This window comes from Mesorhizobium sp. B1-1-8 (assembly GCF_006442795.2).
In the GTDB taxonomy this organism is placed as follows: domain Bacteria; phylum Pseudomonadota; class Alphaproteobacteria; order Rhizobiales; family Rhizobiaceae; genus Mesorhizobium.
The window spans coordinates 467,886-491,294 of the sequence record NZ_CP083956.1 but is presented as its reverse complement, the minus strand read 5'-3'; the positions used below and the strand labels follow the sequence as shown (position 1 = coordinate 491,294).

General features: G+C 64.0%; 34 protein-coding genes, 1 tRNA gene and 1 pseudogene. 17 read left to right on the top strand and 19 right to left on the bottom strand.

What is annotated here, in order from left to right:
* Positions 1 to 8: 8 nt before the first annotated feature.
* From FJ974_RS02280 to FJ974_RS02245, 8 genes are all read right to left on the bottom strand, one after another.
* On the bottom strand, positions 9 to 392 hold the full coding sequence (locus tag FJ974_RS02280) for a VOC family protein (RefSeq protein WP_140531172.1): 384 nt from the start codon (positions 390 to 392) through the stop codon (positions 9 to 11).
* Positions 393 to 709: 317 nt separating this feature from the next.
* Positions 710 to 940: a hypothetical protein gene (locus tag FJ974_RS02275; RefSeq protein WP_140531175.1), complete on the bottom strand. Its 231-nt coding sequence runs from the start codon at positions 938 to 940 to the stop codon at positions 710 to 712.
* Between the two features lie 35 nt (positions 941 to 975).
* Entirely contained in the window at positions 976 to 1,884 is a 909-nt protein-coding gene (locus tag FJ974_RS02270) for a hypothetical protein (RefSeq protein WP_140531178.1), read from the bottom strand.
* A gap of 286 nt (positions 1,885 to 2,170) precedes the next feature.
* The gene (locus FJ974_RS02265) at positions 2,171 to 2,533 is read right to left on the bottom strand and encodes an ArsR/SmtB family transcription factor (protein WP_140531180.1); all 363 of its coding nucleotides are present in this window, start codon (positions 2,531 to 2,533) and stop codon (positions 2,171 to 2,173) included.
* 4 nt (positions 2,534 to 2,537) lie between these two features.
* A complete protein-coding gene (locus tag FJ974_RS02260; protein WP_140531183.1) occupies positions 2,538 to 2,966 on the bottom strand; it encodes a hypothetical protein in 429 nt (142 codons plus the stop codon).
* Positions 2,963 to 3,193 carry a hypothetical protein gene (locus tag FJ974_RS02255; RefSeq protein WP_140531185.1) on the bottom strand — a complete coding sequence of 77 codons (231 nt, stop codon included), beginning with the start codon at positions 3,191 to 3,193 and terminating at the stop codon, positions 2,963 to 2,965. The genes FJ974_RS02260 and FJ974_RS02255 overlap by 4 nt, the downstream gene beginning before the upstream one ends.
* Positions 3,183 to 3,677 carry an SRPBCC family protein gene (locus FJ974_RS02250; protein ID WP_226891601.1) on the bottom strand — a complete coding sequence of 165 codons (495 nt, stop codon included), beginning with the start codon at positions 3,675 to 3,677 and terminating at the stop codon, positions 3,183 to 3,185. Before FJ974_RS02250 ends, FJ974_RS02255 begins: the two co-directional genes overlap by 11 nt.
* A gap of 154 nt (positions 3,678 to 3,831) precedes the next feature.
* A complete protein-coding gene (locus tag FJ974_RS02245) occupies positions 3,832 to 4,248 on the bottom strand; it encodes a DoxX family protein (RefSeq protein ID WP_140531191.1) in 417 nt (138 codons plus the stop codon).
* A 154-nt stretch (positions 4,249 to 4,402) separates the two neighbouring features.
* Here FJ974_RS02245 and FJ974_RS02240 point away from each other — a divergent pair, with 154 nt between their 5' ends.
* A complete protein-coding gene (locus FJ974_RS02240) occupies positions 4,403 to 4,816 on the top strand; it encodes a winged helix-turn-helix transcriptional regulator (protein ID WP_181177034.1) in 414 nt (137 codons plus the stop codon).
* Between the two features lie 19 nt (positions 4,817 to 4,835).
* A pseudogene (locus tag FJ974_RS02235) lies at positions 4,836 to 5,318 on the top strand (LysR substrate-binding domain-containing protein); the annotation flags it as partial.
* Positions 5,319 to 5,436: 118 nt separating this feature from the next.
* Here FJ974_RS02235 and FJ974_RS02230 read toward each other — a convergent pair.
* The 3 genes from FJ974_RS02230 to FJ974_RS02220 form a co-directional block, all read right to left on the bottom strand.
* Positions 5,437 to 5,967: a dihydrofolate reductase family protein gene (locus FJ974_RS02230; protein ID WP_140531197.1), complete on the bottom strand. Its 531-nt coding sequence runs from the start codon at positions 5,965 to 5,967 to the stop codon at positions 5,437 to 5,439.
* Between the two features lie 137 nt (positions 5,968 to 6,104).
* On the bottom strand, positions 6,105 to 6,263 hold the full coding sequence (locus FJ974_RS02225; RefSeq protein WP_226891445.1) for a helix-turn-helix domain-containing protein: 159 nt from the start codon (positions 6,261 to 6,263) through the stop codon (positions 6,105 to 6,107).
* 15 nt (positions 6,264 to 6,278) lie between these two features.
* Entirely contained in the window at positions 6,279 to 6,623 is a 345-nt protein-coding gene (locus FJ974_RS02220) for an AraC family transcriptional regulator (protein ID WP_264296798.1), read from the bottom strand.
* Positions 6,624 to 6,633: 10 nt separating this feature from the next.
* Between FJ974_RS02220 and FJ974_RS02215 the strand changes: the two genes are divergently transcribed.
* Positions 6,634 to 6,951: an aldo/keto reductase gene (locus tag FJ974_RS02215; RefSeq protein WP_226891598.1), complete on the top strand. Its 318-nt coding sequence runs from the start codon at positions 6,634 to 6,636 to the stop codon at positions 6,949 to 6,951.
* Positions 6,952 to 7,154: 203 nt separating this feature from the next.
* Here FJ974_RS02215 and FJ974_RS02210 read toward each other — a convergent pair.
* The 3 genes from FJ974_RS02210 to FJ974_RS02200 form a co-directional block, all read right to left on the bottom strand.
* A tRNA-Arg gene (locus tag FJ974_RS02210) sits at positions 7,155 to 7,231 on the bottom strand.
* A gap of 258 nt (positions 7,232 to 7,489) precedes the next feature.
* Positions 7,490 to 8,419, bottom strand: a complete 930-nt coding sequence (locus FJ974_RS02205) for a DUF1003 domain-containing protein (protein WP_140531200.1) — start codon at positions 8,417 to 8,419, stop codon at positions 7,490 to 7,492.
* Between the two features lie 169 nt (positions 8,420 to 8,588).
* Positions 8,589 to 9,602 carry a D-alanyl-D-alanine carboxypeptidase family protein gene (locus FJ974_RS02200; protein WP_140531203.1) on the bottom strand — a complete coding sequence of 338 codons (1,014 nt, stop codon included), beginning with the start codon at positions 9,600 to 9,602 and terminating at the stop codon, positions 8,589 to 8,591.
* A gap of 376 nt (positions 9,603 to 9,978) precedes the next feature.
* On the opposite strand from FJ974_RS02200, the gene FJ974_RS02195 reads away from it, so the two are divergent.
* The 3 genes from FJ974_RS02195 to FJ974_RS02185 all read left to right on the top strand — a co-directional run bounded on the left by FJ974_RS02195 (position 9,979) and on the right by FJ974_RS02185 (position 12,251).
* Positions 9,979 to 11,085, top strand: a complete 1,107-nt coding sequence (locus FJ974_RS02195; RefSeq protein WP_140531205.1) for a hypothetical protein — start codon at positions 9,979 to 9,981, stop codon at positions 11,083 to 11,085.
* A 134-nt stretch (positions 11,086 to 11,219) separates the two neighbouring features.
* Positions 11,220 to 11,831, top strand: a complete 612-nt coding sequence (locus tag FJ974_RS02190; protein WP_140531208.1) for a nucleoside triphosphate hydrolase — start codon at positions 11,220 to 11,222, stop codon at positions 11,829 to 11,831.
* Between the two features lie 93 nt (positions 11,832 to 11,924).
* Positions 11,925 to 12,251 (top strand): hypothetical protein, encoded by a 327-nt coding sequence (locus tag FJ974_RS02185; protein WP_140531211.1) that lies wholly within the window; start codon positions 11,925 to 11,927, stop codon positions 12,249 to 12,251.
* Between the two features lie 7 nt (positions 12,252 to 12,258).
* Here FJ974_RS02185 and FJ974_RS02180 read toward each other — a convergent pair whose 3' ends face one another.
* The 3 genes from FJ974_RS02180 to FJ974_RS02170 form a co-directional block, all read right to left on the bottom strand.
* Entirely contained in the window at positions 12,259 to 12,963 is a 705-nt protein-coding gene (locus FJ974_RS02180; protein ID WP_140531213.1) for a glutathione S-transferase family protein, read from the bottom strand.
* Between the two features lie 184 nt (positions 12,964 to 13,147).
* The gene (locus tag FJ974_RS02175; protein WP_140531216.1) at positions 13,148 to 14,356 is read right to left on the bottom strand and encodes a beta-ketoacyl-[acyl-carrier-protein] synthase family protein; all 1,209 of its coding nucleotides are present in this window, start codon (positions 14,354 to 14,356) and stop codon (positions 13,148 to 13,150) included.
* 4 nt (positions 14,357 to 14,360) lie between these two features.
* Positions 14,361 to 14,615, bottom strand: a complete 255-nt coding sequence (locus FJ974_RS02170; protein ID WP_140531218.1) for an acyl carrier protein — start codon at positions 14,613 to 14,615, stop codon at positions 14,361 to 14,363.
* Positions 14,616 to 14,811: 196 nt separating this feature from the next.
* On the opposite strand from FJ974_RS02170, the gene FJ974_RS02165 reads away from it, so the two are divergent.
* The 4 genes from FJ974_RS02165 to FJ974_RS02150 all read left to right on the top strand — a co-directional run bounded on the left by FJ974_RS02165 (position 14,812) and on the right by FJ974_RS02150 (position 16,757).
* Entirely contained in the window at positions 14,812 to 15,660 is an 849-nt protein-coding gene (locus tag FJ974_RS02165; protein ID WP_140531566.1) for an urease accessory protein UreD, read from the top strand.
* Between the two features lie 14 nt (positions 15,661 to 15,674).
* Positions 15,675 to 15,977 carry an urease subunit gamma gene (locus tag FJ974_RS02160; RefSeq protein WP_140531221.1) on the top strand — a complete coding sequence of 101 codons (303 nt, stop codon included), beginning with the start codon at positions 15,675 to 15,677 and terminating at the stop codon, positions 15,975 to 15,977.
* An 11-nt stretch (positions 15,978 to 15,988) separates the two neighbouring features.
* The gene (locus FJ974_RS02155) at positions 15,989 to 16,243 is read left to right on the top strand and encodes a DUF1272 domain-containing protein (RefSeq protein WP_140531224.1); all 255 of its coding nucleotides are present in this window, start codon (positions 15,989 to 15,991) and stop codon (positions 16,241 to 16,243) included.
* Between the two features lie 208 nt (positions 16,244 to 16,451).
* Positions 16,452 to 16,757 (top strand): urease subunit beta, encoded by a 306-nt coding sequence (locus FJ974_RS02150; RefSeq protein ID WP_140531227.1) that lies wholly within the window; start codon positions 16,452 to 16,454, stop codon positions 16,755 to 16,757.
* A gap of 20 nt (positions 16,758 to 16,777) precedes the next feature.
* Here FJ974_RS02150 and FJ974_RS02145 read toward each other — a convergent pair whose 3' ends face one another.
* Together FJ974_RS02145 and FJ974_RS02140 are read right to left on the bottom strand one after the other, a co-directional pair.
* Positions 16,778 to 17,260, bottom strand: coding sequence for a hypothetical protein (locus FJ974_RS02145; RefSeq protein ID WP_140531229.1), 483 nt, complete (start codon positions 17,258 to 17,260; stop codon positions 16,778 to 16,780).
* Positions 17,261 to 17,374: 114 nt separating this feature from the next.
* Entirely contained in the window at positions 17,375 to 17,746 is a 372-nt protein-coding gene (locus FJ974_RS02140) for a hypothetical protein (protein WP_140531232.1), read from the bottom strand.
* Positions 17,747 to 17,928: 182 nt separating this feature from the next.
* On the opposite strand from FJ974_RS02140, the gene ureC reads away from it, so the two are divergent.
* From ureC to ureG, 7 genes are all read left to right on the top strand, one after another.
* Complete coding sequence (gene ureC / locus FJ974_RS02135; protein WP_140531234.1) at positions 17,929 to 19,641, top strand: urease subunit alpha; 1,713 nt, start codon at positions 17,929 to 17,931, stop codon at positions 19,639 to 19,641.
* Between the two features lie 92 nt (positions 19,642 to 19,733).
* Entirely contained in the window at positions 19,734 to 20,327 is a 594-nt protein-coding gene (locus FJ974_RS02130; protein ID WP_140531237.1) for a hypothetical protein, read from the top strand.
* Positions 20,328 to 20,383: 56 nt separating this feature from the next.
* Positions 20,384 to 21,019 (top strand): glutathione S-transferase family protein, encoded by a 636-nt coding sequence (locus tag FJ974_RS02125; protein ID WP_140531240.1) that lies wholly within the window; start codon positions 20,384 to 20,386, stop codon positions 21,017 to 21,019.
* Positions 21,020 to 21,090: 71 nt separating this feature from the next.
* Complete coding sequence (gene ureE / locus FJ974_RS02120; RefSeq protein WP_140531243.1) at positions 21,091 to 21,672, top strand: urease accessory protein UreE; 582 nt, start codon at positions 21,091 to 21,093, stop codon at positions 21,670 to 21,672.
* Positions 21,665 to 22,333, top strand: coding sequence for an urease accessory protein UreF (locus tag FJ974_RS02115; protein ID WP_140531569.1), 669 nt, complete (start codon positions 21,665 to 21,667; stop codon positions 22,331 to 22,333). The genes ureE and FJ974_RS02115 overlap by 8 nt, the downstream gene beginning before the upstream one ends.
* Positions 22,330 to 22,770 carry a DUF3995 domain-containing protein gene (locus FJ974_RS02110; RefSeq protein WP_140531245.1) on the top strand — a complete coding sequence of 147 codons (441 nt, stop codon included), beginning with the start codon at positions 22,330 to 22,332 and terminating at the stop codon, positions 22,768 to 22,770. The genes FJ974_RS02115 and FJ974_RS02110 overlap by 4 nt, the downstream gene beginning before the upstream one ends.
* Entirely contained in the window at positions 22,767 to 23,399 is a 633-nt protein-coding gene (ureG, locus tag FJ974_RS02105) for an urease accessory protein UreG (protein WP_140531248.1), read from the top strand. The genes FJ974_RS02110 and ureG overlap by 4 nt, the downstream gene beginning before the upstream one ends.
* Positions 23,400 to 23,409 lie beyond the last annotated feature (10 nt).

Genomic DNA, 23,409 nt, shown 5'->3' with positions numbered 1-23,409 from the left:
GCTTTCGCTCAATGCTGAGCAGCCCCGCGGCCCTGGCGCAGCTGAAGCAGATTCCCGTCAGGATCCTTGAACCGAGCGGCGTAGCCCCACGGGAACTCAAGCACCTGCGCCGGCTCAAACTTCACGCCGCGCGATGCGAGCGTTTCGAAAGTCGACCGGCAATCGTCCACCTCGATGGTGTAAACCGCGGAACCGAGCTCGGCTCGAGCTGGCGAACCTGGCCACAGAACCAGTTCGAAATCTTGTCCCGGAACGCCGATGGTCAGGAACCGCGGCCCGACCGGCGTTGGCGCGTCGATCCGCTTCTCGAAACCGATGACGTTCGTGTAGAAATCGAGCGCCTTGTCCTGGTCGCTTACCAACAGCGCAACGTATGGTATCTTTTTCAGCATGTCGTTTCTCCTGTCGAGTCTGTTTCACACCTCCATGACGAGCCAGTTTGGACGATTGTGACATGCGCCAGCATCCCAACTGATTTTAGGCTCAATTATCTTGTCCAACGATTCGGCGCCGAGCGACTACGAGGGGCTTCTGGCGGCGCGCGATTTCGGCGCCGCCGCGCTCCAGCCGATGGTGGTGGCTCCACGCAGGCCGGTTCGCGCGGAGCGTTGAAGTTTCGTTCCAGCACATAAAGGATGTCGCGTGATCCCGTGCACGCAGCGCATTCTCAAAAGAACGTCTCGACGCCCCTATGGCACTGGATTCTGGATCACCCGTCCGTTCTCCAGCCGATCGAGCGTGCCGTCATGAAGCGCAATGGGCGAATGGGCTCCGGATCGGTCAGCACGTCGAGCAAGGCCAGTTTGTCGGACTCGAACGCGGCATCGAGATCGCGCGCGCGGTCCACGTGCTCCCTATAGCCGCCGCAGGCATGCGCAATTGCGGCGCGATCCACATGGCAGAGGTGCCCTGCCGCGGCGTAGCGGCCGAACTTGGCCATCTCGGCGTCTTTTTTGATATCCGATGACACCGTTGTTAAGCACGGCGACCACCCCGGGTCAGAAAAGCGCCGGGAAGGTGCGAGGTGCAGGCCATCACCCAAGTGATCGCCTCGCGGTCGTATTCGTCGCCGGAGCGCCAGTCCTCGAAGAAGGCGTTCAGCCTATCGACACGCCCCGGCCAGATACCGGCGGCCTGCAGGCCGAGCGAAACGCCGTAATTGGTGAAGGCGAACTTGGTATCGCCCAGCCATGGGGCGCGGGCGAAATAGCCGGGCGGGTCGACCCACATCGTTTCCAGGGTTCGCAGCGAACGCATCGTCTGCGCCTCTGCCCACGGCTCGTCGGGAAAGAAATGGGCGAGCCACAGCATCATGCCCAGGCCGAGGTCCTGCTCGATGTCGAGGGTGCGCCAATCGCGCTCCATCAGGTCACGCATTTGCGCGATCTCGACCGCCAGTGCATCCTCATCGAGCATCCGGTAAGAGACGTAGCCGTCGTAAGCATCCATGCTGCCGAGACCGTAGCCAGGATATGAGCTGCTCAGATCCTCCTGCATCTTCCAGATCACGCCGCGGCCGGGGATCACAAAGGCCGGGTGAATGTCACGCGCCAGCGCAATGCCGCGCGTGCGGTATTCCGGCTTTAGATCGCCGAGACGCGCCAAGGCGAACAGCCACATCGCCAGATAATGGAAATACTGGCCATCGCGATCCGCCGCTTCGCCGATCCTCAATCCGCGCCGGCGGCCGAGCACACGCTCGACATCGGCCACCAGCTGGTCGGCCGCGCCCAGCCAGCGCTCTTCGCCAGTTTCTGTGTAAAGCGAGACATAGAGCACGACGCCGAATGCATCGGTCCACAGATACCGCAAGCCGTTGGGCCAGATGCCTTCGGCGCGCAGCCAATCGAGTTTTCGCAGGACATAGTCGACGTCATGCAACATTGCGCCAAGTCCTAAACTGGCAGACCGACCGGTGTTCGGTGCCGCGCGGTTGCGAGCATGCCGAATTTCGAGCTCTTCTCCGTCCGGTTGATCTGGCCAGATATCGCGAAACGATCTGATCGGCGGCAGGTTCCTGGCCGCTTCCGTGAGAGCGGATCGAACGATGGCTGCCGCGAGGTCAGCGTGACTCCCGCAGCATCCATCTAAGCACTTGAAATAATGGCGCGCCCGCTTTTTGTCCCGAAACCAATGCACACTTTCGGGAGACCTGCTTTAGGTAGGCAGCTCACTCATTCATGTCTTCGTTGCCCTGCGGCTTCTTCAACTCTTCAAGCAGTTCTTCGAGCTGATCCAGGCTGCCTTCCCAGAAGGCGAGATGCCGCTCCAGCCAGTGCTGCGCCTGGCGCATGCGCGATGGTGCGAGTGTGAAGACATGACGGCGACCTTCGACGCGCCTTGCGATCAGCTCGGCCTCCTCGAGCACGCGCAGATGCTTCGAGATCGTCGGCTGTGCGCTGTCGAATAGCGCACCCAGCTCGCCGGCCGAGCAGGTGCCCTTCCTGCTGATGGCGGCGAGCATGCGCCGGCGCGAGGCATCGCCCAGCGCATGAAAGGTGCGGTCCAGCGTATCCGTGTAGTGGATGGCCATGGGTTCAGGCTTGCGCCAGCGCGCTGTCCTTGACCGATCGGCGGAACGCCAGAACCGTCAGCGGCGCAACCATGATCCATTGCGCGAGCGTGAAACCCGTTTCGATCAGGAGGTAGCCTGGCACGGAGGTCATGATGTTCTTCGCCGCGACCGCGAGCGTCGTGAAGCTCCATGACAGGACCGCGCCCAACAGGCCGTAAAGCAGCGCGCGTGAGCCGAAGCTCGTCGCCGATTGGGCGAGTGTCCTGCCGTAGATCCACGCAAAGATGCCGCCCTGGATGAGCATCGAAAGCAGGCCGAACGGGATGATGATGTCGTCCCGGTAGATATGCAGCGCGCGGTAGTAATCATCGAACAGAACAAGATGCCAAACAAAGCCGAGCCCGAAAGTGGGCAGGACATAGGCGAGCACGGCAAGCCCGAAGCGCATCATGTGTTTTTCCTCCTCTTTCCTGCCGCCTCGTTTTCCGCGCGAGCGCCTCTGGACGCGCAGGCGCGGCGGACTGCGCGTCCTTGCCGACCCGCACCAAGGAGACCGCGCTTCGAGGCGGCGACCAGCGTGTTGCCGTTGAGCATGAAACCCGCGCCGCCAAACATCCTGACTTCGTCAATGGCCGCGAGCGCTGTGCGCACGGCGGCCGCGATGGCGTCAGCTTCCATTCTCACGCTCCCTCAATAGCCCAGCCAGTTGCTCGGCCGCGCCGCGCCAGCCTTCGGCATGGCGCTGCGGCGCGCCGATGCGATCGAGCTTGACATGGCGGATGTGGAGCAGCGCGCCATCGCCGTCCGGTGCGATCGCGACCCGCACTTCGGACTGCACGCCTGCGTGCTCATCCGGCGGCTCGATATTCCAGGAGAAGGCGATCCGCGACGGCCGTTCGATGCCGCGAAACACACCGTTGACGTGCATGATCGCGCCGCCCGGCACATGATAGGCGAACCGGTAAGCGCCGCCGACGCGGAAATCGAAGCTCAGCACCTCGAGCCTCACCTGCGGAGCTGGCGTAAGCCAGCGGCGCACCAATGCCGGATCCGCGAAGGCGGCGAACACCAGCTCCGGCGTCGCGTCCAAATGGCGGCGCAGCTCGGCGGCATAATTCGTGGGCGTGATTTGCATAGCCATATGGCTATACGATTCGCGCACGCGCCGCAATAGGTCTTTGCGACGATCGGGACGCGCCCGACCGACTCGACCACAGGCCGGGTTCGGCGCCAGTCGAGAGCACGTGCCGCTGCCTCTCCGGGCATCGCCGGCAGCAGCACGCCGGCTTATGGCCGCTTGTTTGCCGTCGCCGAACTCACGGCCTGTGCACGCTCGCCGCGGGTACCAACCTCCGGTCGGTCGGCCGCAGCGTCCAGGATGCGACAGCGGCCACAATGAAGAGCGCCGGAAGCACCGCATCCATCCCGGTATCCCCGACCTCAAGCCGCGACGTGACCGCACCAGTCAGGTCGAACATGATGCCGGCATAGGCCCACTCCTTTACGAGCGGCAGTCGGGGCGCGGCGATGGCGAGCGCGCCAAGCACTTTCCAGACGCCGAGGAGAGGAATGAAATAGGCGGGGTACCCCAGATGTGCCATGCCCGCGACCATTGCCGGCGCGCCGGCAAGCAGCGCGATGCCGGATCCCATGAAGACGAGGAAGATGACGGCCGTTGCCGCCCAGTAGAGGGCCACCAGGGCGGTTGGACGGTTGCGCAACGATATGTTCATTGGAGGCCTCCGTTTGGTTGACTTTGACCAGGCGACGTTATTCATTTAGTTTGCAAAACGCAAACTATTTTCGGTAAACACCCGAGCAGGCCACGAACTGCGGATTGAGAGGCGAGTTCCGATGCGGAAGCAGAGACGCAGGTCCAACTGCCCGATGAGCTGCGCGCTCGACGCGCTGGGCGACAAATGGTCCTTACTGATCGTGCGCGACATCCTGCTGCGCGGAAAGCGCACGCACGGCGCTTTCCGGCAATCCAGCGAGCGCATAGCGACCAACATCCTGGCGGATCGACTCGATTACCTGGAGCGAGAAGGGATCGTGCGAAAGCGGCCCGACCCCGATGACGGACGAAGCGAGCTCTATTCGCTTACTCGAAAGGGTGCGGACCTGCTTCCACTTCTGTTGGCGATGACGGAGTGGAGTGGCAAATACGACATGACGCTCAACAGCAGCAAGCGCATGCGAGAGCAGAAGGAAGCCCTGGTGAAGGAGATGAGGCGGATGCTGAGGCAGTTGGTGGCCATGCAGCAAGGCGACGAGATCGAGGGTCCAACTTCAATGTCGTGAGCGGTCGGCAAGACGACTGCCCGTGCTTGCGGAAATGGCGCAACACCACCCCCAGCTCCACGCGAATCGTTTCGTCGATCTGATCGCCGAAGGTTTCGATCGTGCGATCCGGGTTGGTTACCTCAGGACTCCAACCTGATCGCGAAGCGCGTCGGGCCGATCTATGGAAAGCTTATCGTAAGCCCGGATTACTTCAAAGCGCGCGGTTCACCTGAGACTGTGAAGCAGGTCTTCGACCATCAGGCCCTCCGACAAAGCTACGGCGCTTGCCGCTGCCGCGGCGGCAGGCCTCGGCGTCGCCTGGCTCCCCGATTGCCTCACACACGAATATGTGGCCTCCGGCGCGCTCGTTCCGGTGATGACACGCGATCCCCTACTTTCGGCAGGCGCGTATGTCGTCCGACCGCCGGGTAAGAACCCCACACGGAAAGTCCGGGTCCTCATCGAAACGCTGATCGAGTATTTCGCACGAAATCCCGATGTTTGGGGTCTCGACCCTTAAAACACGAACGGGGCGAGAAATTGCATTCGACGATCGCTCTACTGCGGTTCGCCGTTTCCGTGAAACCGTGAACGCTCCAGGCAAGCAGTCCTGTGCGGCACGGGAGGGCGTCGCAAGATCAGGCAGGACCATAGGTCAACCGGATCACATTCTGGTCGATCCGCTCATGAGCCATGAGGCGGAGCGGCGGCCGTGGTCCGGCGAAATAGGGCTTGCCATGACCAAGCACCACGGGATGCAGGTAGATGCGATATTCATCGATTAAGCCAAGTTCGGTGAGGCTTCGCGCCAGATCCGGGCCGGCGACCGCGATTTCGCCGTCATGCTCAGCCTTCAGCTTGCGCATCAAGCCCTCGAGATCATCTTCGACGAGCTTGGCGTTGGGACCTACAGACCATAACGAGCGCGAGACGACCCATTTCGGCTGGTTCCGCCACGCCGCCGCGAAGGCCTGTCGCTCGGCATCCCATTCGGGATGCTCGTCGTCCCAGTAACGCATGGTTTCATACATGCGGCGACCGTAGACGCTCCCTGCCTTCCGCCGCACCTCCTCGATGAAGTGGCGAAAGAGCGTAGGGCTTGGCCCGAACTCCGTGTGATCGACGTAACCGTCGAGGGACTGATTCATTCCGAAGACGAGCTTGGCCATGCCTGTGCCTCAAATGGCATCCGCGCAATCTGATTGCGCCATGCAATCAGTTCAGGTTAGGCCGACTGATTTTATTTTGCAATTGGTTTTTGGCACGCGCATGAACGCCGATTTGAACGATGCCGGGCAGGCTGAACTCAAGCTACCACTGCCAAGCCCGGCGAAGCGCGCAAGCGGGCAATGTCGCGCGCCGGCGGTTCTCCGAAGTGGCGGCGATATTCGCGACTGAACTGCGACGGGCTTTCGTAACCCACGTGGAAGGCGGCAGTCGTGGCGTCGATGTCCTGGACCAGCATCAGGCTGCGCGCGTCCTACAGCCTGAGCTGCTTCTGGAACTGCAGCGGCGTCATCGCCGTCACGGCTCGAAAATGCTCGTGCAGGCTCGACGGACTCATGCTTACGTCCGCGGCAAGCCGCTCGACGCTGAACCGGTCCCGGAAGTTCTTCCCGATCCAGGCGATGGCGCGGCCGACCTGGGCCACCCGACCCTGGCTGGAGGTGATGTGGCGCATCCTGGCGCCGTCCGGGCCGGCGAGCAGGTGATAGAGAATTTCCTGCTCGGCAAGCGGCCCGAGCACGGGCAGCGCTGCCGGATCGTCGAGCAGGCGCAGCAGGCGCAGCGCCGCGTCGAGCAGACCGGCGCCGGCGTCGGACACCGTCTTGCCTATGGGCCGGGATGGCGCTCCCGGCGGCGGCAGCAGCCGGGCGGAAAATTACAACGGCATGCTGGCTCAGCTGAAGGCGCTGACGGACAAGCTCGCCTCGATCGGCCAGAGCCAGGGTGCCGCAGCGCCCGATGTCGCGACAGCCTGGGCCATCGCAAAGGGCGCGACGCCGATCATCGGCGTCACCAAGCCCAGCTATATCGATGGTCTGGTTCGGGCCGCCAGCATGACGCTCTCCAGCGATGACGTTGCAGACCTGGAAGCTCTCGCCGACGCCGCTGACGTGAACACCCGCGGCTGGTGGGAAAAAGAGATGTAAGTCCTCGGACCGCCGTTCAGAGCAATACGGCAGGCGATCATCTCGTTCTGCGGGATGATCGCCTGTGACGTAGCAGCTTGCCTCAACCGAAGCGCCGATCCTCCGCTGCAGCTCTCTCAACCGCGCGGATCTATACGGCAATGCAAAATCGTTTCAAATCGACCATTTGAAGCGGTGAGACTCGGCTAAATATCCGAAATAATTGGCGCACCCGACAAGATTCGAACTTGTGACCTCTGCCTTCGGAGGGCAGCGCTCTATCCAGCTGAGCTACGGGTGCTTCCCGGGAAACCGGAAAACGAACCGGCCGGTGAGCCGGCCAGCCATGGCTTCTTAGCGGAAGCGGGGGCGGGCTTCAACGGGCAATTGGCGATTGTGCGGCGCGGCACCCTTTGATGGGGTCTCACCGATGCGGCCAATCGGATATGGCGCCCTCCGTCTCGGTTTCGCCGAGCCACCATTCCGGGGCGAGCCGCGGGTCTCGCCCGTCCTTCGGACCCCCCATTTCATGGGGGCGAGGAACCCGAGCTTTCGGGCGTCACTCCCCCGCCTCGCCTCTCACCGCCCTTGTCCGCACCCCTCGCGCCGCCCGCTTCGGCTTCTTCGCGCCCGTCAGCTCGTGCATGGCATCGAGCTGCATCTGCTGCATTTCGGCCAGCCGCTGCCATTGGCGCGAGATCAGGTAGTCGAGTTTTTCGTGCAGGTGCCGCACTTCCAGCTCGGCCTTCAGGTTCACCCGGTAGTCGTTGAAGGAACGCAGCCGGTCTTTGGCTTCCTGCCGCTTCTGGCTCATCATGATCACCGGCGCCTGGATGGCGGCGATGCAGGAGAGCAGGAGGTTGAGCAGGATGAACGGGTAGGGATCGAAGGCGTGCATCGTGCCGGCGACGAGGTTGATGCCGATCCAGATCAAGAGCACGGCGGCGAAGGAAATCAGGAACCACCAGCTGCCGCCGAATTCGGCCATGGTGTCGGAGACGCGGTCGGCGAAGGAGCGGTGCTCCTCGAACTCCTCTTCCGAGTTTTCCGAAATCGTGTCCTGCCTGGCGATCGATTCCACCACCTGGCGGTCGAGCTCGGAGAATTCGCCATGCTCCTGCTGCAGCAACTCCTCCATGTAGCGCATGCGGTAGCGGCCGAGCTCCTCGCGGCTGATGCGGGCGCCGCGCGGCAGGTCGGGATGGTCGGAGCGGATGCGGTCGGCGAGGCTCGGCCTCAGATCGTCGATGCGCACCAGGTCGCGCTTGCGGAACTTTCTGCCGCTGATCGCCGAGGGTTTCTTCTTCGGCTTGATCCGCGCCGTGCCGTGGGCGGCGGGCTCGGAATCCGGCACGTCGGGCGTTTCGAGGAGCTCGTCGGCCGCCTCATGCGCGTCCTCGGGCACGGTGGCCGCCTCGAGATATTCGCCGCCGCTCTCGTTCTCGTTGTCCGCATCCATATGCTCGGGGGTCTTGGGGGCGGTGCCCATGATGCCGTCTCCTTTGGTCGCTGCCGCCACGATACGCCAAGCCGGCGCGGCATATCCACCGTCCCGGTGAATTTCGCCTGTCCGTGCAAGCACTTGTGATGTCGGGAAGGCGCCTCTGGTCGGCTTTTAATCGCCTGCGGCAGCGCAGCGGGGGAGCGCCGCCGGCTGCTTATGGTGCGGGCAAACCGGGAGCCGGCAAACCAGGCGCCGGCAAACCAGGCGTCGCCAGGCCGGTAAGCGGCGAACCGGCCTGCCCGGCATACATCAGCGTTGTCCTGGCGTCAGCCGTCATCGGCCCAAGGCTGCGCTGGATCAGCGCCTCGACATGGTCGTTGCGCTGGCGCGCACTGCTGGCGCCCATCACCACCACGATCAGGTGGCGGCCGTCGGCATTGTAGGAGGTGACGATGTTGTAGCCGGAGGCGCGGATATAGCCGGTCTTGATGCCGTCGACGCCGTGCACCCGGCCGAGCATGTCGTTGTGGCCGCGCACCAGCCGCCCGCGAAACATGAAGTCGCTCTCGGAAAAATAGTGGAAATGCTGCGGGAAGCGGTGCTCGAGCGCCATGCCCAGCACCGCCATGTCGCGCGCGCTGGTCACCTGGCCGTCGTCGGGCAGGCCGCAGGCATTGCGGAAACTGGTGCTGGTCATGCCGAGCTGGCGCGCCTTGGCCGTCATCATGGCGGCGAACTGCTCCTCCGAGCCGCCCAGATATTCGCCCACCGCCACCGCCACGTCATTGGCCGATTTCACCACCATGGCGCGGATGGCGGAATCGACGTCGATCGTCTCGCCGCGCCTAAAACGCAGCTTTGTCGGCGGCTGCGAGGCGGCGTGCTCCGAAACCGGGATCTGCGTCTGCTTGCTGACGCGGCCGCTCTCCAGCGCCTCGAACAGCATATAGAGCGTCATCATCTTGGTCAGCGAGGCCGGGTAGCGCTGCGCCGTCGAATTGACCTCGAACAGCGTCTTGCCGGTCGAGGCGTCGACCACGATCGCCGCATATTTCTGCGGCTGCGCCGGCACGGTCAGTACGCTTTCCGGCGGCGCCGCGGTCGTGCAGCCGGTCGCCAGCACCAGCACGGCGAAGACGGCGATCAATTTGCGGAAGAGCGGGAAGGGATGGAACAAGGGCAGGAACACGGCTGTTGCTAAGAATGCGGCGAAGCTAACGTAACGCATCTGCCGCGTCCATTTGGTTAACGGCGGAAGTAAGGCATCTGCCCAGGTTTCAGAGGTTTGCGCCGCCCCTCATTGCCCTGCCGGGCATTTCTCCCCGTGCACGGGGAGAAAGTGGCTGGCCGCGACTTTGCTGCTTTTCTTGCAACGTCGGCGATTGGCGAAATTATCGGAAACAGCCCTCTTCTCCCCGTTCACGGGGAGAAGGTCCCGGCAGGGGGATGAGGGGCAGCGCCGCCGTTTGCCATTGTCCTTTAGATACACCCCAAGAGACGGGATTTCGTAGGCGCGACGATCTGATGCAAAATGCCTGTCACCCCGCTTGCGCGGAGGGCATTGCACAGGCTTTGCTGGCACCGGCAGATTCGGGAGGGCATCCATGGACACGGTCGCGATCGGCGCAAAAGGCATCTCGGTTTCGCTCGACCTCGCTGTCGGCCATATCGCCGGCATGGAGGTCGAAGCCGGCGGCCGCGTCCTGAAGCCGCTGCACCGCGCCCCCTGGATCGGCGAGCCGCGCGAGAGCCTGCCGGAAAACCTGCCCGAAGGCACATTGCGCCTGTCCGGCGATTTCCTCTGCGCGCCGTTTTCCACCAGCGACGTCGAGGAAGCGCCCCTGCATGGCTGGCCGGCCAACAGCCCGTGGGATGTCGTCGAGGACGGCGCCATCGCCGGTGGCCGGCGGGCCGTCTTCCGGCTGCGCCGCAAGGTCATGGGCGCTACCGTCGACAAGATTTTTACCCTGCGCGACGGCCATCCTTTCCTCTACCAGGAGCATGTCTTTTCCGGCGGCTCCGGCGCCATTTCCGTCGCCCATCATCCGATGACGGCGATGCGCGAAGGCGGCCGGCTGGCGTTCTCGCCGAAGCGGCTGGCGGCGACGCCGGACACCTCGCTGGAGCCGGACCCGGCGCGCGGCCGGACACGCCTTGCCTATCCGGCACGCGCCGCCGATCTGACGCATTTCCCGATCGCCGCCGGCGGCACCACCGACCTCACCGACTACCGCATGGAGGACCAGCGGGAGGATTTCGTCACCCTGGTCGAGGCCGATCACGGCGGACCGGGCTGGACGGCCATTGCCCGCCGCGCCGAGCAGGATCTGGTGCTGGTGCTGAAGAACCCGGCCGAACTGCCGGTGACCATGCTGTGGTTCTCGAATGGCGGCCGCGACTATGCGCCGTGGAGCGGCCGCCATCTCGGCGTGCTCGGCATCGAGGATGGCCGCGCCGCCATGGGCCATGCCGCCTCGCTCGGCGACAATTGGCTCAAGCATGAAGGCGTGGCGACCGCCTTCGCGCTGGCAGAAGGGCGCTCGGTTTCCTTCCGCCACGTCATCGGCGCCGTCCCATCCGCGGACGTCGAGCCGCCGCGCGGCATCGAAACCGCGCGCGACCGCATGAGCATCCTGGCCATTGACGGCACGGCAAGGAACATCCCGTTCGACGGCGAGTTCCTGCGCATCGGCCGCTCCGTTCTAGCCTAAGGCCTGCGGCCAATCCGGGTTTGAAATTTCCATCCACACCCGCCAAGATGTGGGCCGAGATCGCCAGAGCAATTCCAGGAAAAGTGTGAAACGGTTTTCCGTCCGGAATTGCATCAAAGAGCGGAGAGGCGCCGATGTCCGACTTAGCCCATATTACCGCCGCCATTTTCAAGCGCGCCGGCAAGGCCAAGCGTTTCGTCGTCGCCATCGCCGGCCCGCCGGGAGCCGGCAAGTCGACCATATCGGGCAGGCTGCATGAATTGCTGCCCGAAGGCACCTCCGAAATCGTGCCGATGGACGGCTTCCATTATGACGACATCGTGCTCAACCGCCGCGGCCTGCGGGCGCGCAAAGGCGCGCCGGAAACCTTCGACTTCGGCGGTTTCGAGGCGCTTTTGAAGCGCATCCGCTCCGGCGAGCCAGATATTGCCATTCCTGTGTTCGACCGCAGCATGGAATTGTCGCGCGCCGCCGCCGCCATCGTCTCCGCCGACACCAAGTTCATCTTGGTCGAGGGCAACTATCTTTTGCTTGACGAGGAGCCCTGGTCGCGGCTGGCGCCGCTGTTCGATTTCACCATCTTCGTCGATGTGCCGCGGGGCGAGCTCGAGCGCCGGCTGATGGAGCGCTGGCGCGGTCTTGGCCGCTCCGACGAAGACGCCCGCGCCTGGATCGCTTCCAACGACATGCCCAACATCGAACGCGTCCTGGCGCGGCGCCGGTCGGCCGATCTGGTGATTGGTTAACCCGCTTAATTTTCAGGATTTTTTGACGGGAACCTTAAGACTTTCGGGTCGTTATGCCCCTATCCCCGATTGTCCGCGTAAGGGAAGTGTCCCATGGCAACCAAGACCAGAAAAACCGCGCCCGCAAGAAGCCGGGCCAATCGATCAAGGACAGCCCAGGCAAAAGCCGGCGCCGGTCCCGCGGTCGCCGAGCGGTCGAAAGACGCCAAGCCAACTTTCGGCAAGGCAGCGCCCAAGAAGGTGGCGCACGGCGCCACACACAAGGTTGCGGCAAACGCCGCTAAGCCGCGCACGCCGCCGGCGAGCAAATCCGGCCCGATCCGCACCGTGGCGAGCGTCGCGGCTGGCGCGGTGGTGGCGACCGCGCGCCTCGCCGCTTCCGTTCTCGGCAGAGGCGGCGCAAAAGCCAAGGCGAAATAGACGGCCTTCAGCCCTTGGCCGGAATGGTAAGCCCCTTCTGCACCGCCGGGCGGGCAAGGCCGCGCTCCAGCCAAGCCCCGACTTCGGGAAAGTCGTCGAAGCCGACGAGGTCGCGCGCCTCGTAGAAGCCGATCAGATTGCGCACCCAGCCGAGCATCGAGACGTCGGCGATGGTGAAATCGTCGTCCATGATCCACCGGCGGCCCTTCAGCCGCGTCTCCAAAACGCCGATCAGCCGCCGCGACTCGTCGCGATAGCGCTCCAGCGGCCGCTTGTCGGCGATCTCGCGCCCAGCGAATTTGTTGAAGAAGCCGACCTGCCCGAATATCGGCCCGATCGAAGCCATCTGGAAGAACACCCACTGGATCGTCTCGTAGCGCCGGATCGGATCAGCCGGAATGAGCTTACCAGTCTTGTCGCTGAGATAGAGCAGGATGGCGCCGGATTCGAACAGGCCGAGCGGCTTGCCGCCGGGACCGTTCGGGTCGATCATCGCCGGTATCTTGCCGTTCGGATTGAGCGACAGGAATTCCGGCGTCCAGCTCTCATTGTTGCCGATGTCGACGCGGTGTGCCTCGTAGGGCAGGCCGATCTCCTCCAGCGCGATCGATACTTTCACGCCGTTGGGCGTCGTCGAGGAATAGAGCTGCAGCCGGTCGGGGTGCTTGGCCGGCCAGCGCTTGGCGATCGGAAAGGCGGACAGATCGGTCATCGGGGGGCTCCGGTGCGGACTGGCGCCGAGCGGCGCGCGAGGCGGGTCGGTAAGAATTAGGATCCCGGCCCTTCGGGATCAATATGCCGCCAATCGACCCGCCGTGCACGGACAGTCAACCAATGCAATCCAGGAGGATGCAAGCTTTGCGACGATGGCGGGCGTTCGTGTCAGATCGCCCGTATCAGATTGCCTTGAAGGCCAGCACCGCATTGGTGCCGCCGAAAGCAAAGCCGTTGCTGAGCGCGGCGCGCACCTTGCGCTCGCGCGCCACGTTCGGCGTCACGTCGAGATCGCATTCCGGATCGGCCTCGCGGTAATTGGCCGTCGGCGGCACAATGCCTTCGCGGATCGCCATGACGCAGGCGATCATCTCCAGCCCGCCCGACGCGCCCAGGCAATGCGCATGCATCGACTTGGTCGAGGAAACCGAGAGCGAGCGCGCGTGCTCGCCGAAGACGCGCTTGATCGCCGTCGTCTCGATCTGGTCGTTGGCCTTGGTGCCGGTGCCATGCGCGTTGAGGTAGTCGACATCTTCGGGGTTGAGCCCGGCGTCGACAAGGCAGAAGCGCATCGCCGCTTCCGGTCCCTCGATCGTCGGCGCGACGATATCGGAAGCATCGGCCGAAAGGCCGGCCCCGGCGATCTCGGCGAGGATGGTGGCGCCGCGCGCCATGGCGTGATCGTAGCTTTCCAGCACCGCCATGCCGGCGCCTTCGCCGAGCGACAGGCCCTGACGGTCGGCGGAAAACGGCCGGCAGGTATCGGGCGAAAGCACCCTGAGCGCCTCCCAGCCCTTGAGCACGCCCCACACCAGCGGTGCTTCGGTGCCGCCGGCGACCATGACGTCGGCGCGGCCGAGCCTGATCTGGTCGACGGCGCTAGCGATGGCGTGGTTGGCCGAAGAGCAGGCCGAGGTGACGCCGAACACCGGGCCGCGCAGGCCGAGATTCATGCTGACCTGGCCGGCGGCCGCGCCCGGCATCACCTTCGGCACGGTGAAGATGGCGGCGCGGTTGCGTCCATTGACCAGGATCGCGCGATAGTTTTCCTCGATCGTCTCGAAGCCGGCGACGCCGACACCGACGACAGCGCCCATCCGGTAGGTGTTGTCGGCATGCGTCGTCAGACCGGACTGCCGCATGGCTTCGCGCGCGGCGATCACCGCCAGCAGGCTGAAGCGGTCCATCGACACCACCTGCTTGCGATCGATGCCGTGATCTGGCAGGGCCTTGATTTCGCAGCCGACCTTGACCTTCAGGTCATGCAGGGACGGATTGTCGATCGGGCCGATCGCCGAACGGCCGGCGCGCATTGCGTCCCATATCGCGGCTACATCGTTGCCGAGCCCGCATATCCCGCCAATGCCGGTAATGACGACACGCTTCAGCATACGGTCAGGCTTTTTTCGCGATCAGGTCGCGAACCGCCTCGACCATGTCGCCGACGTTCTTCAGATTGCTCCAGGCGTCGACCGTGTTCATCTCGATCTCGATGCCGTACTTTTCCTCGAGATCGAAGATGATCTCGGTCAGCTCCAGCGAATGGATGCCCAACGTGTTGAGATCGGTGCTGGTGGTGATTTCCTCGCCGCCGGGCTCGGCATGGGCCTTGATCTTTTCGATGATCTCGGTCGTCAGCTGGTCAGCCATTCGGTTCCTTCCCCTGTCGTTTCTCGACGCCAACTGATCAGCGCCTCTTTATTCCCGGATTCGAACGTCGCCTTACCTCGCCAGGCACCGCGTGACCGCTCCAGGGTGCCCTCCCTCTATAGAAACCGAAACGATGTCAAGCAACAAGCGATATATCGACAAAGCCGCCGCAGTGCTTAACCTTAGCGCCGTGGACATGATCGACAATAGCCCGGCTTGCTTGCCTGCCGCCCCGCCTGCCGCCCAGCGTGTTGCGGGCACTGCCCGGCTTTTCTGCGGCAGGACCGGCGGCCGGACCCGTCTCCAGCGCCTCTACCAGGATGGATCGGCCAAGATCCGCATGCCCGCGGTGCAAGGCGATCCGCTTGAGGCCGTGCTGATCAACACCGCCGGCGGGCTGACGGGCGGCGACCGGCTGGGCTGGATGATCGAGGTCGGCGAAGGCGCCTCGGCCTCCATCACCACCCAGGCCTGCGAGAAGGTCTACCGGGCAGCATCGGACCGGGCCGAAACGCGCGCCAGCCTGCGGGTCGGCGCCGGCGGCCGTGTCGCCTGGCTGCCGCAGGAAACGATCGTCTTCGACCGCGCCGCCTTCGCCCGCACCCTGGATGTCGAGCTTGAAGAGGGCGCCGAGGCGCTGCTGCTCGAGGCCACGCTCTTCGGCCGGCTTGCGATGGGCGAGCGGGTAATCGATGGCAGCTTCCACGACCGCTGGCGGGTGCGCCGGGGCGGCGCGCTCATCCATGCCGAGGATTTCCGCATCGGACCCGATATTGCGGCACGATTAGGGCGACCGGCCGTGGCTGGCGGCGCGCTAGCGATGGTTACGCTGCTGCTCGTTTCGCCGCGCGCCGAGGCCCTGCTGGAGCCGGCCCGGGCGATCGTCGGCGATCGGGGCGGCGCCAGTTGCTGGAGCGTCGGACGATCTGGCAAGCTTCTTGCGAGGCTCACCGCCGGCGACGGCTACCAGCTCCGCAAGCGGCTGGTTCCGCTGGTCGAACTGCTCAACGGACAGGCGGGCCTGCCCAAATTATGGTCACTGTGATACCGGGAAGACGTATGAATCTGACGCCGCGCGAAAAGGACAAGCTGCTCATCGCCTTGGCGGCGATCGTGGCGCGCAGGCGCTTGGAGCGCGGCGTCAAGCTCAATCATCCCGAGGCGATCGCGCTGATCACCGACTTCGTCGTCGAGGGCGCCCGCGACGGCCGCTCCGTTGCCGAGCTGATGGAGGCCGGCGCCCATGTCGTCACCCGTGCGCAGGTCATGGACGGCATCGCCGAGATGATTCCCGACGTCCAGGTCGAGGCGACATTTCCCGACGGCACCAAGCTGGTGACCGTGCACGAACCGATCAGGTGAGGAGAAAACCGATGCTGGAACTCAGGCCCAATTGCGAATGCTGCGACAAGGATCTGCCGCCGCAAGCAACCGATGCGCTGATCTGCACCTTCGAATGCACGTTCTGCGCCGACTGCGTGGACAATGTGCTGGGCGGCGTCTGCCCGAATTGCGGCGGCAATTTCTCGCCGCGGCCGATCCGGCCAGCGGCCAAGCTGACGAAATATCCGCCATCGGCCAAGCGCGTGCTGAAAGCAGAGGGCTGCGGGCCGCGCAAGGCCGCATGAACATCCCCAGAGCAATTCCAGGAAAAGTGTGTAACGGTTTTTCGTCCGGAATTGCGTAAAAACAAATGGTCAGAGCGGTTCGGCGTTTCGGTAAAACGCTGGACTGCTCCAGTTTGAAAGGCAGACGGATGATCTCCGCTTCGACAAAACGCACCACCTGTTCGGCCGTCGGTGCCGGCCTCGCCTTCGGCATGCTGTGAGGGGAGCGATGATCCCGGGCGAAATCATCACGGCGGAAGGCGACATCGAGCTGAATAAAGGCCTGCCGACGGTGACGCTGAAGGTCGCCAACAGCGGCGACCGGCCGATCCAGGTCGGCAGCCACTATCATTTCTTCGAGACCAATGAGGGTCTGAAATTCGACCGCGAGCAGGCGCGCGGCATGCGCCTCGACATCGCCGCCGGCACCGCCATGCGCTTCGAGCCGGGGCAGGAGCGTGACGTCACGCTGGTGCCGCTCGGGGGAAAACGCGAAGTCTACGGTTTCCAGCAGAAGGTGATGGGCAAGCTGTGAAGGATGCCGGCGCGCTCACTTCATTTTGGCGGCTTGGCGGCCGCATAGATGACGACCTTGCCGGGATTGTCGAAGTCGACGGCGAGAACATCCTCGGCCAGCACGCGCCTGGAATCGATGGCGTTGAAGAGCAGCGCGTTGGCCTCGATCTCCTGGCGCAATTCCGTGACATCGTCCTGGTGCTGCTTGACCTTGTTCTCGATCGCCGGCGGCGGGCCGCCTTCGCTGCGCGCCGCGTCGGTGAGAAACACGATATCCACCGTGTCGAGCTTGGTCGTCTTGCGCACCGTGCCGATGTTTTCGCGCGTGCGGTCGATCGCTGTTATGACTTTTCCGGCTTCTGTCCTGGAAAGCACCTCTTCCTGACGGATGTCGGAGCCGACGATCGCCGCGGCTGGCTTGCTGGTGTCCAGGGGTTGCACCGCGAGTGCGGGAGCAGCCACGACAAGCGCGACAAGAGCTACGGCTGGGAACCAATTTCTGACGCGCGGGACGTTCGCCATCGCTCGCTCCTGGCAGAATTCGTGGCGGGGCGAAAAAAGCGAAACGACTCTCGTTGGGGAGAAGTTCCTTCAAAATTGCCGGCGGGCGCAGACCCGGCCCGCCGGCGCGCGCAATCAGCTTGCCTTTTTGGTGATCAACGTCAGCGCGCCGTTGGGCTGCATACTGGCGGCGATCACCTGGGCGGAAGTCATGCCCTTGGCTTCCAGCGCGGATTTCACCTTGGGTGTGGCATCGATCGAGCTGCGCAATTTCTGCAGCCCGGCATCGCCGCGCTGGGCGACCACCTGGTTCACCTGCGTCTGCGTGTCCTTGGGCAGCTCCGTGATATCGACGATGTTGACGCTCTGGATCGTCGGTGGCCGGGCCTCGGGCGAAGCTGGGGCGGCCGGCGCCGGGCTGGGCTGCGGCGAGGGCTGCTGCTGGGCGCCGGCGGCGCCCGCCAGCGCGAGCGTGGCGGCTGCGGCGAGAAGTATCGTCTTGCGCATGGATTATCCTTCCGTCGATTTGGCAAACGGTCGTTTCGGGATGGCCCCATCCACCTTAACGGCCAAATGGGAACGCCCAAATTGGCGCGCAAAGTGTCGCCGAGCGGGTCATTGCGTGACCATTGGGTGGCGACAATGTGGGGCCGGACCTCAATCAACCTCATTTTCGGGAACAATCGCTGATGGCCAGAATTAACCGCGCCGCCTATGCGCAGATGTATGGCCCGACTGTCGGCGACAAGCTGCGGCTTGCCGACACCGAGCTCTTCGTCGAGGTCGAGAAGGATTTCACCGTGCATGGCGAGGAGGTCAAGTTCGGCGGCGGCAAGGTGATCCGCGACGGCATGGGCCAGAGCCAGGTCGCGCGGGCTGGGGGCGCCGTGGATACGGTGATCACCAACGCATTGGTGATCGATGCCATTGCCGGCGTCGTCAAGGCCGATATCGGCCTCAAGGACGGCCGCATCGCGGGCATCGGCAAGGCCGGCAATCCGGACACGCAGGATGGCGTCACCATCATCATCGGGCCGGGCACCGAAATCATCGCCGGCGAGGGCAAAATCCTCACCGCCGGCGGCTTCGACGCGCATATCCATTTCATCTGTCCCCAGCAGATCGAGGAAGCGCTGATGTCGGGCATCACCACCATGCTTGGCGGCGGCACCGGTCCGGCGCATGGCACCCTGGCCACCACCTGCACGCCGGGCCCCTGGCACATGGCGCGCATGATCCAGGCTTTCGACGCCTTCCCGATGAATATCGGCCTGTCCGGCAAGGGCAATGCCTCGCTGCCGGCGGCATTGGAAGAAATGGTGCTCGCCGGCGCCTGTTCGCTGAAGCTGCATGAGGACTGGGGCACGACGCCAGCGGCGATCGACTGCTGCCTGTCGGTCGCCGACGCTTACGACGTGCAGGTGATGATCCACACCGACACGCTGAACGAGTCCGGCTTTGTCGAGAACACCGTCGCGGCAATCAAGGGCCGCACTATCCACGCCTTCCACACCGAAGGCGCCGGCGGCGGCCATGCGCCCGACATCATCAAGGTCTGCGGCCTGCCCAATGTCATCCCGTCCTCGACCAATCCGACCCGGCCTTACACGGTTAATACGCTGGCAGAGCATCTCGACATGCTGATGGTCTGCCATCATCTGTCGCCGTCGATCCCCGAGGACATCGCCTTTGCCGAAAGCCGCATCCGCAAGGAGACGATCGCCGCCGAGGATATCCTGCACGACATCGGCGCTTTCTCGATTATCTCCTCCGACAGCCAGGCTATGGGCCGCGTCGGCGAGGTGGCGATCCGCTGCTGGCAGACCGCCGACAAGATGAAGCGCCAGCGCGGGTCGCTGCCCCAGGAAAGCGGCGACAACGACAATTTCCGCGTCCGCCGCTACATCGCCAAATACACCATCAACCCAGCCATCGCGCACGGCCTGTCGAAGGAGATCGGCTCCGTGAGCGTGGGCAAGCGAGCCGATCTCGTGCTGTGGAACCCAGCCTTCTTCGGCGTCAAGCCCGAGATGGTGCTGATCGGCGGCATGATCGCCGCGGCGCCGATGGGCGACCCCAACGCCTCGATCCCGACGCCGCAGCCGATGCATTACCGGCCGATGTTCGGCGCCTATGGCAAGGCGCTGACCAATTCCTCGGTGACCTTTGTGTCCAGGGCCGCTTTCGATGCGGGTCTGCAATCAAGGTTGGGCGTCGACAAACAGATGGTCGCGGTCGAAAACACCCGCGGCGGCATCGGCAAGCATTCGATGGTGCTTAACGACGCCACGCCGCATGTCGAGGTCGATCCGGAGACGTACGAAGTGCGCGCCGACGGCGAGCTGCTGACTTGCGAACCGGCGACCGTGCTGCCGATGGCGCAGCGGTATTTCCTGTTTTGACAGGAGGCTGATCGGTGAATGGGCAAATATCGTTGCGGCTCGCGCGCGCAGACCGCAATATGCGGCAAAGCAGCAGTTGCATTGTGATTAGCATGCCCACCGAAATCGCCTCCCCGCATGACATTTTCCCGCATATCCGCATCGTCATGGGCATGGTGATCGGTCTCGGCGTCACCCGGCTGTTGTCCGGCGTGGCCCGCACCGTCCAGCATCCCGGCCAGTACCGGCTCTATGCGGTGCATCTGGCCTGGGTCGGCTCGGTGCTGCTGATGCTGGTGCATTTCTGGTGGTGGGAGTTCGGGCTCTACGCCATCGAGTCCTGGACCTTCGGCAAATACCTTTTCATCATCTTCTACGCCATTACGCTGTTCCTGCTCTGCGCGCTGCTGTTTCCGGATTCGATGCTCGATTACACCAGCTACGAGGACTATTTCTACTCGCGTCGCGCCTGGTTTTTCGGCCTGCTGGCGGCGACCTATCTGCTCGACGTTATCGACACATTGCTGAAAGGTCCGGAGCATTTCGCCCGCTTCGGCATCGAATATCTGTTCCGCACGCCGGTCTTCGTCGCGCTCTGCATCGCCGCGATCCTGGTGCGCGATCGTCGTTTTCACATCGCTTTCGTCGTTGCCGCGCTCATCTATCAGATTTCGTTCATCCTGCGGCTCTTCGACACCATCGTCTGACCACCATTGGGCCGATGCTCAGGATCGTCTAGGTTTTCGGGAAAGGAGGTTCAACCATGTACAAGGCGGTCGGATCGCGCGGGTCCCGCGTCAGCCGCGTGCTCTGGATGCTCGAGGAGCTCGGGCAGCCCTATGAATTCGTCGAGGTCGGGCTGCGCTCGCCGGAAGCCTACGCGCTCAATCCGTCCGGGAAAGTGCCGATCCTGATCGACGGCGAGGTGAAGGTGACGGATTCGGCGGCGATCTGCGTCTACCTGGCCGACAAGCATCCCGACAAAGGCATGGGCGCCAATCCCGGCCTTGCCGGCCGGGCCGAGATGGATTCCTGGATGCATTTTGCCCAGAGCGAATTCGAAGCGCCGCTGTGGAACAAGCTGCGTCACCGCTTCCTCTTGCCTAAGGACCTGCGGGTCGATGTCGGTCCGGCAGCGGCCTATGACTTCGCCTCCGAGGTGAAGGCGCTGGACCGCCGGCTTGGCGACAGGCCTTTTGCGCTCGGGAACCGTTTCTCCGCTGTCGATGTGCTGCTCGGCGACATGGGCGGCTGGGCCCGTGCCGGCCGGTTTCCGATCGACTCGGAACGCGTCAACGCCTATCTCGATCGCGTGCTTTCCCGTCCCGCTCGGGCGCGGGCGCAAGCCACCGCATCGGCCCGAAAATCGGAACCGATTTTCGGAAAGCACGATGCGTAGATTTAAAAAGTGTTAGAGCGTCCTTTGCGCGTCCAAGAGGACGCGCGGCGCTCTAATGGCGGAGCCATGAAATGAAGCTCAACATCACCACCGATTTCACCAAATTCCCGCGCGCCGTGTCAGTGCTCTCCGCCGGCGAGGCCGGAGCGAAAGCACCCTACGACAAGGCCATCCTTGCCCATGACGAACGGCATCTGCGCCGCCGCGCCGTCGAGACAGCAGGCGGCGACAGGGTGCTGGTCGATCTGCCCGAGCCGGTGGCGCTGAACAACGGCGACCGGCTGGTGCTGGAGGACGGCCGGCAGCTCGAGATCGTAGCGGCGCCGGAAGAAGTCTACGACGTCCGTGCCCGCGACGCCGTGCACCTGGCCGAGCTCGCCTGGCATATCGGCAACCGCCATCTCGCCGCGGCGATCGAAGCGAACCGCATGCTCATCCTGCGCGACCGCGTCATCAAGGTGATGCTGGAAGGATTGGGCGCCACGGTCAGCGAGGTCCTGGAGCCGTTCACGCCCGTGCGCGGCGCCTATTCCGGCGACCACGGCCATGCTCATGCCCACGCCGGGGCGCACAGCCATGGTCACAGCCACAGCGAATCGCATTCGCATAGCCATTCGCATTCACACGATCACCACCATCACGATCATGACTGAACTGTCGAGCACCGCACTGCTGCGGCTGATGGCGTGGCTGTCGCCGGCCTTTCCGGTCGGCGGCTTCGCCTACAGCCACGGTCTCGAACGCGCCGTGCATGACGGGCTGGTCGCCAATCGCGGCGATCTCGCCGAGTGGCTGGAGACGCTGGTCGAGATGGGTTCGGGATGGAACGATGCGGTGCTGTTTGCCGAAAGCTGGCGGCGCGCGCGTGACGGCGGCGATCTGCGGGAGATCGCCGCGCTGGCCGAGGCGCTTGCCGGATCGCAAGAGCGCCACATGGAAACCATGCTGCAGGGCGCGGCCTTCCTCAAGGCGGCCTCTGCCTGGCCGAGCCTGGTGCTCTCACGTCTGCCTGCCGATTGCCCGTATTGCGTCGCGGTCGGCGCTATTGCCGGCGGCAATGGCATTGGCCTGCAGGTATCGCTGGCCGCCTTCCTGCAAGCCTTCTTTTCAAACCTCATGCAAGCTGCGATCAGGCTCGGCGTCGTTGGCCAGAACGACGCTGTCTCATTGTTGGCCGGATTCGAACTTTTGGCGCTGGAGACCGCCGCCCGCGCCGCCGGCTCGACCCTCGACGGTCTCGGCGGCTCAGCCTTCGTCTCCGACATCATGGCGATGAAGCACGAAACCCAGTATTCACGGCTGTTCCGCTCATGATCGTTCTCGCCTTCGCCCTTTCTGTCGTCCTGCTCCTGATCACCACGCTGCATGTCTATTGGGGCATTGGCGGCATCTGGCCCGGCACCGATCAGGCATCCTGCGCGCGTGCCGTCGTCGGCTTCCGCGGCGTCGATGAAATGCCCTCGGCCTTTGCGAGCTTCGCCGTCGCCGCGTGCCTGGCGCTCGCTACGCTGTGGCCGTTGGCGCTAGCAGGCGTTTTCGCCGCGCCTTTCCCGAAAGAAGGGCTTGCCGCCACCTCGCTGCTTTTCGGGCTCGTCTTCCTTGGGCGTGGCATCGCCGGCTTCACGCCCTGGTGGCGCCGGCTGGCACCCGAACAGCCTTTCGCGCGGCTCGATCAGCGCTTCTATTCGCCGCTCTGCCTGTTGATCGGGGCAGGCTTCGCCACCCTCGCCATCACGGAGTTTCCGGCATGAAGTCGAAAAACGGTCCTCTTCGCATCGGCATCGGCGGCCCGGTCGGATCCGGAAAGACAACGCTCACCGAAAAGCTCTGCAAGGCCATGCGCGACGACTTTTCCATCGCGGTCGTCACCAACGACATCTACACCAGGGAAGACGCCATGATGCTGGCCCGCCTGCAGGCGCTGCCCGAGGAGCGTATCATCGGCGTCGAGACCGGCGGCTGTCCGCACACCGCCATTCGCGAGGACGCCTCGATCAATCTGCGGGCCATCGCCGAGTTGAACAAGAAATTCCCCGATCTCGACATCATCTTCATCGAGTCCGGCGGCGACAATCTTGCCGCCACCTTCTCGCCCGACCTCGCCGACATGACGCTCTATGTCATCTCGGTCTGCCAGGGCGAGGAGATCCCGCGCAAGGGCGGCCCGGCCATAACCCGCTCCGATTTCCTGATCATCAACAAGAGCGACCTGGCGCCCTATGTGAACGTCAAGCTCGATGTCATGGAAAGCGATGCCGCCCGCATGCGCGGCAAGCGGCCTTTCGGCTTCACCGACCTGTCGCGCGGCAAGGGCCTGCGGGAGGTGATCGAGTTCATCCTCGAGCATGGCGGGCTGCAATCGACGCGCCCGGCGGCCTGAGCTTGGCGTA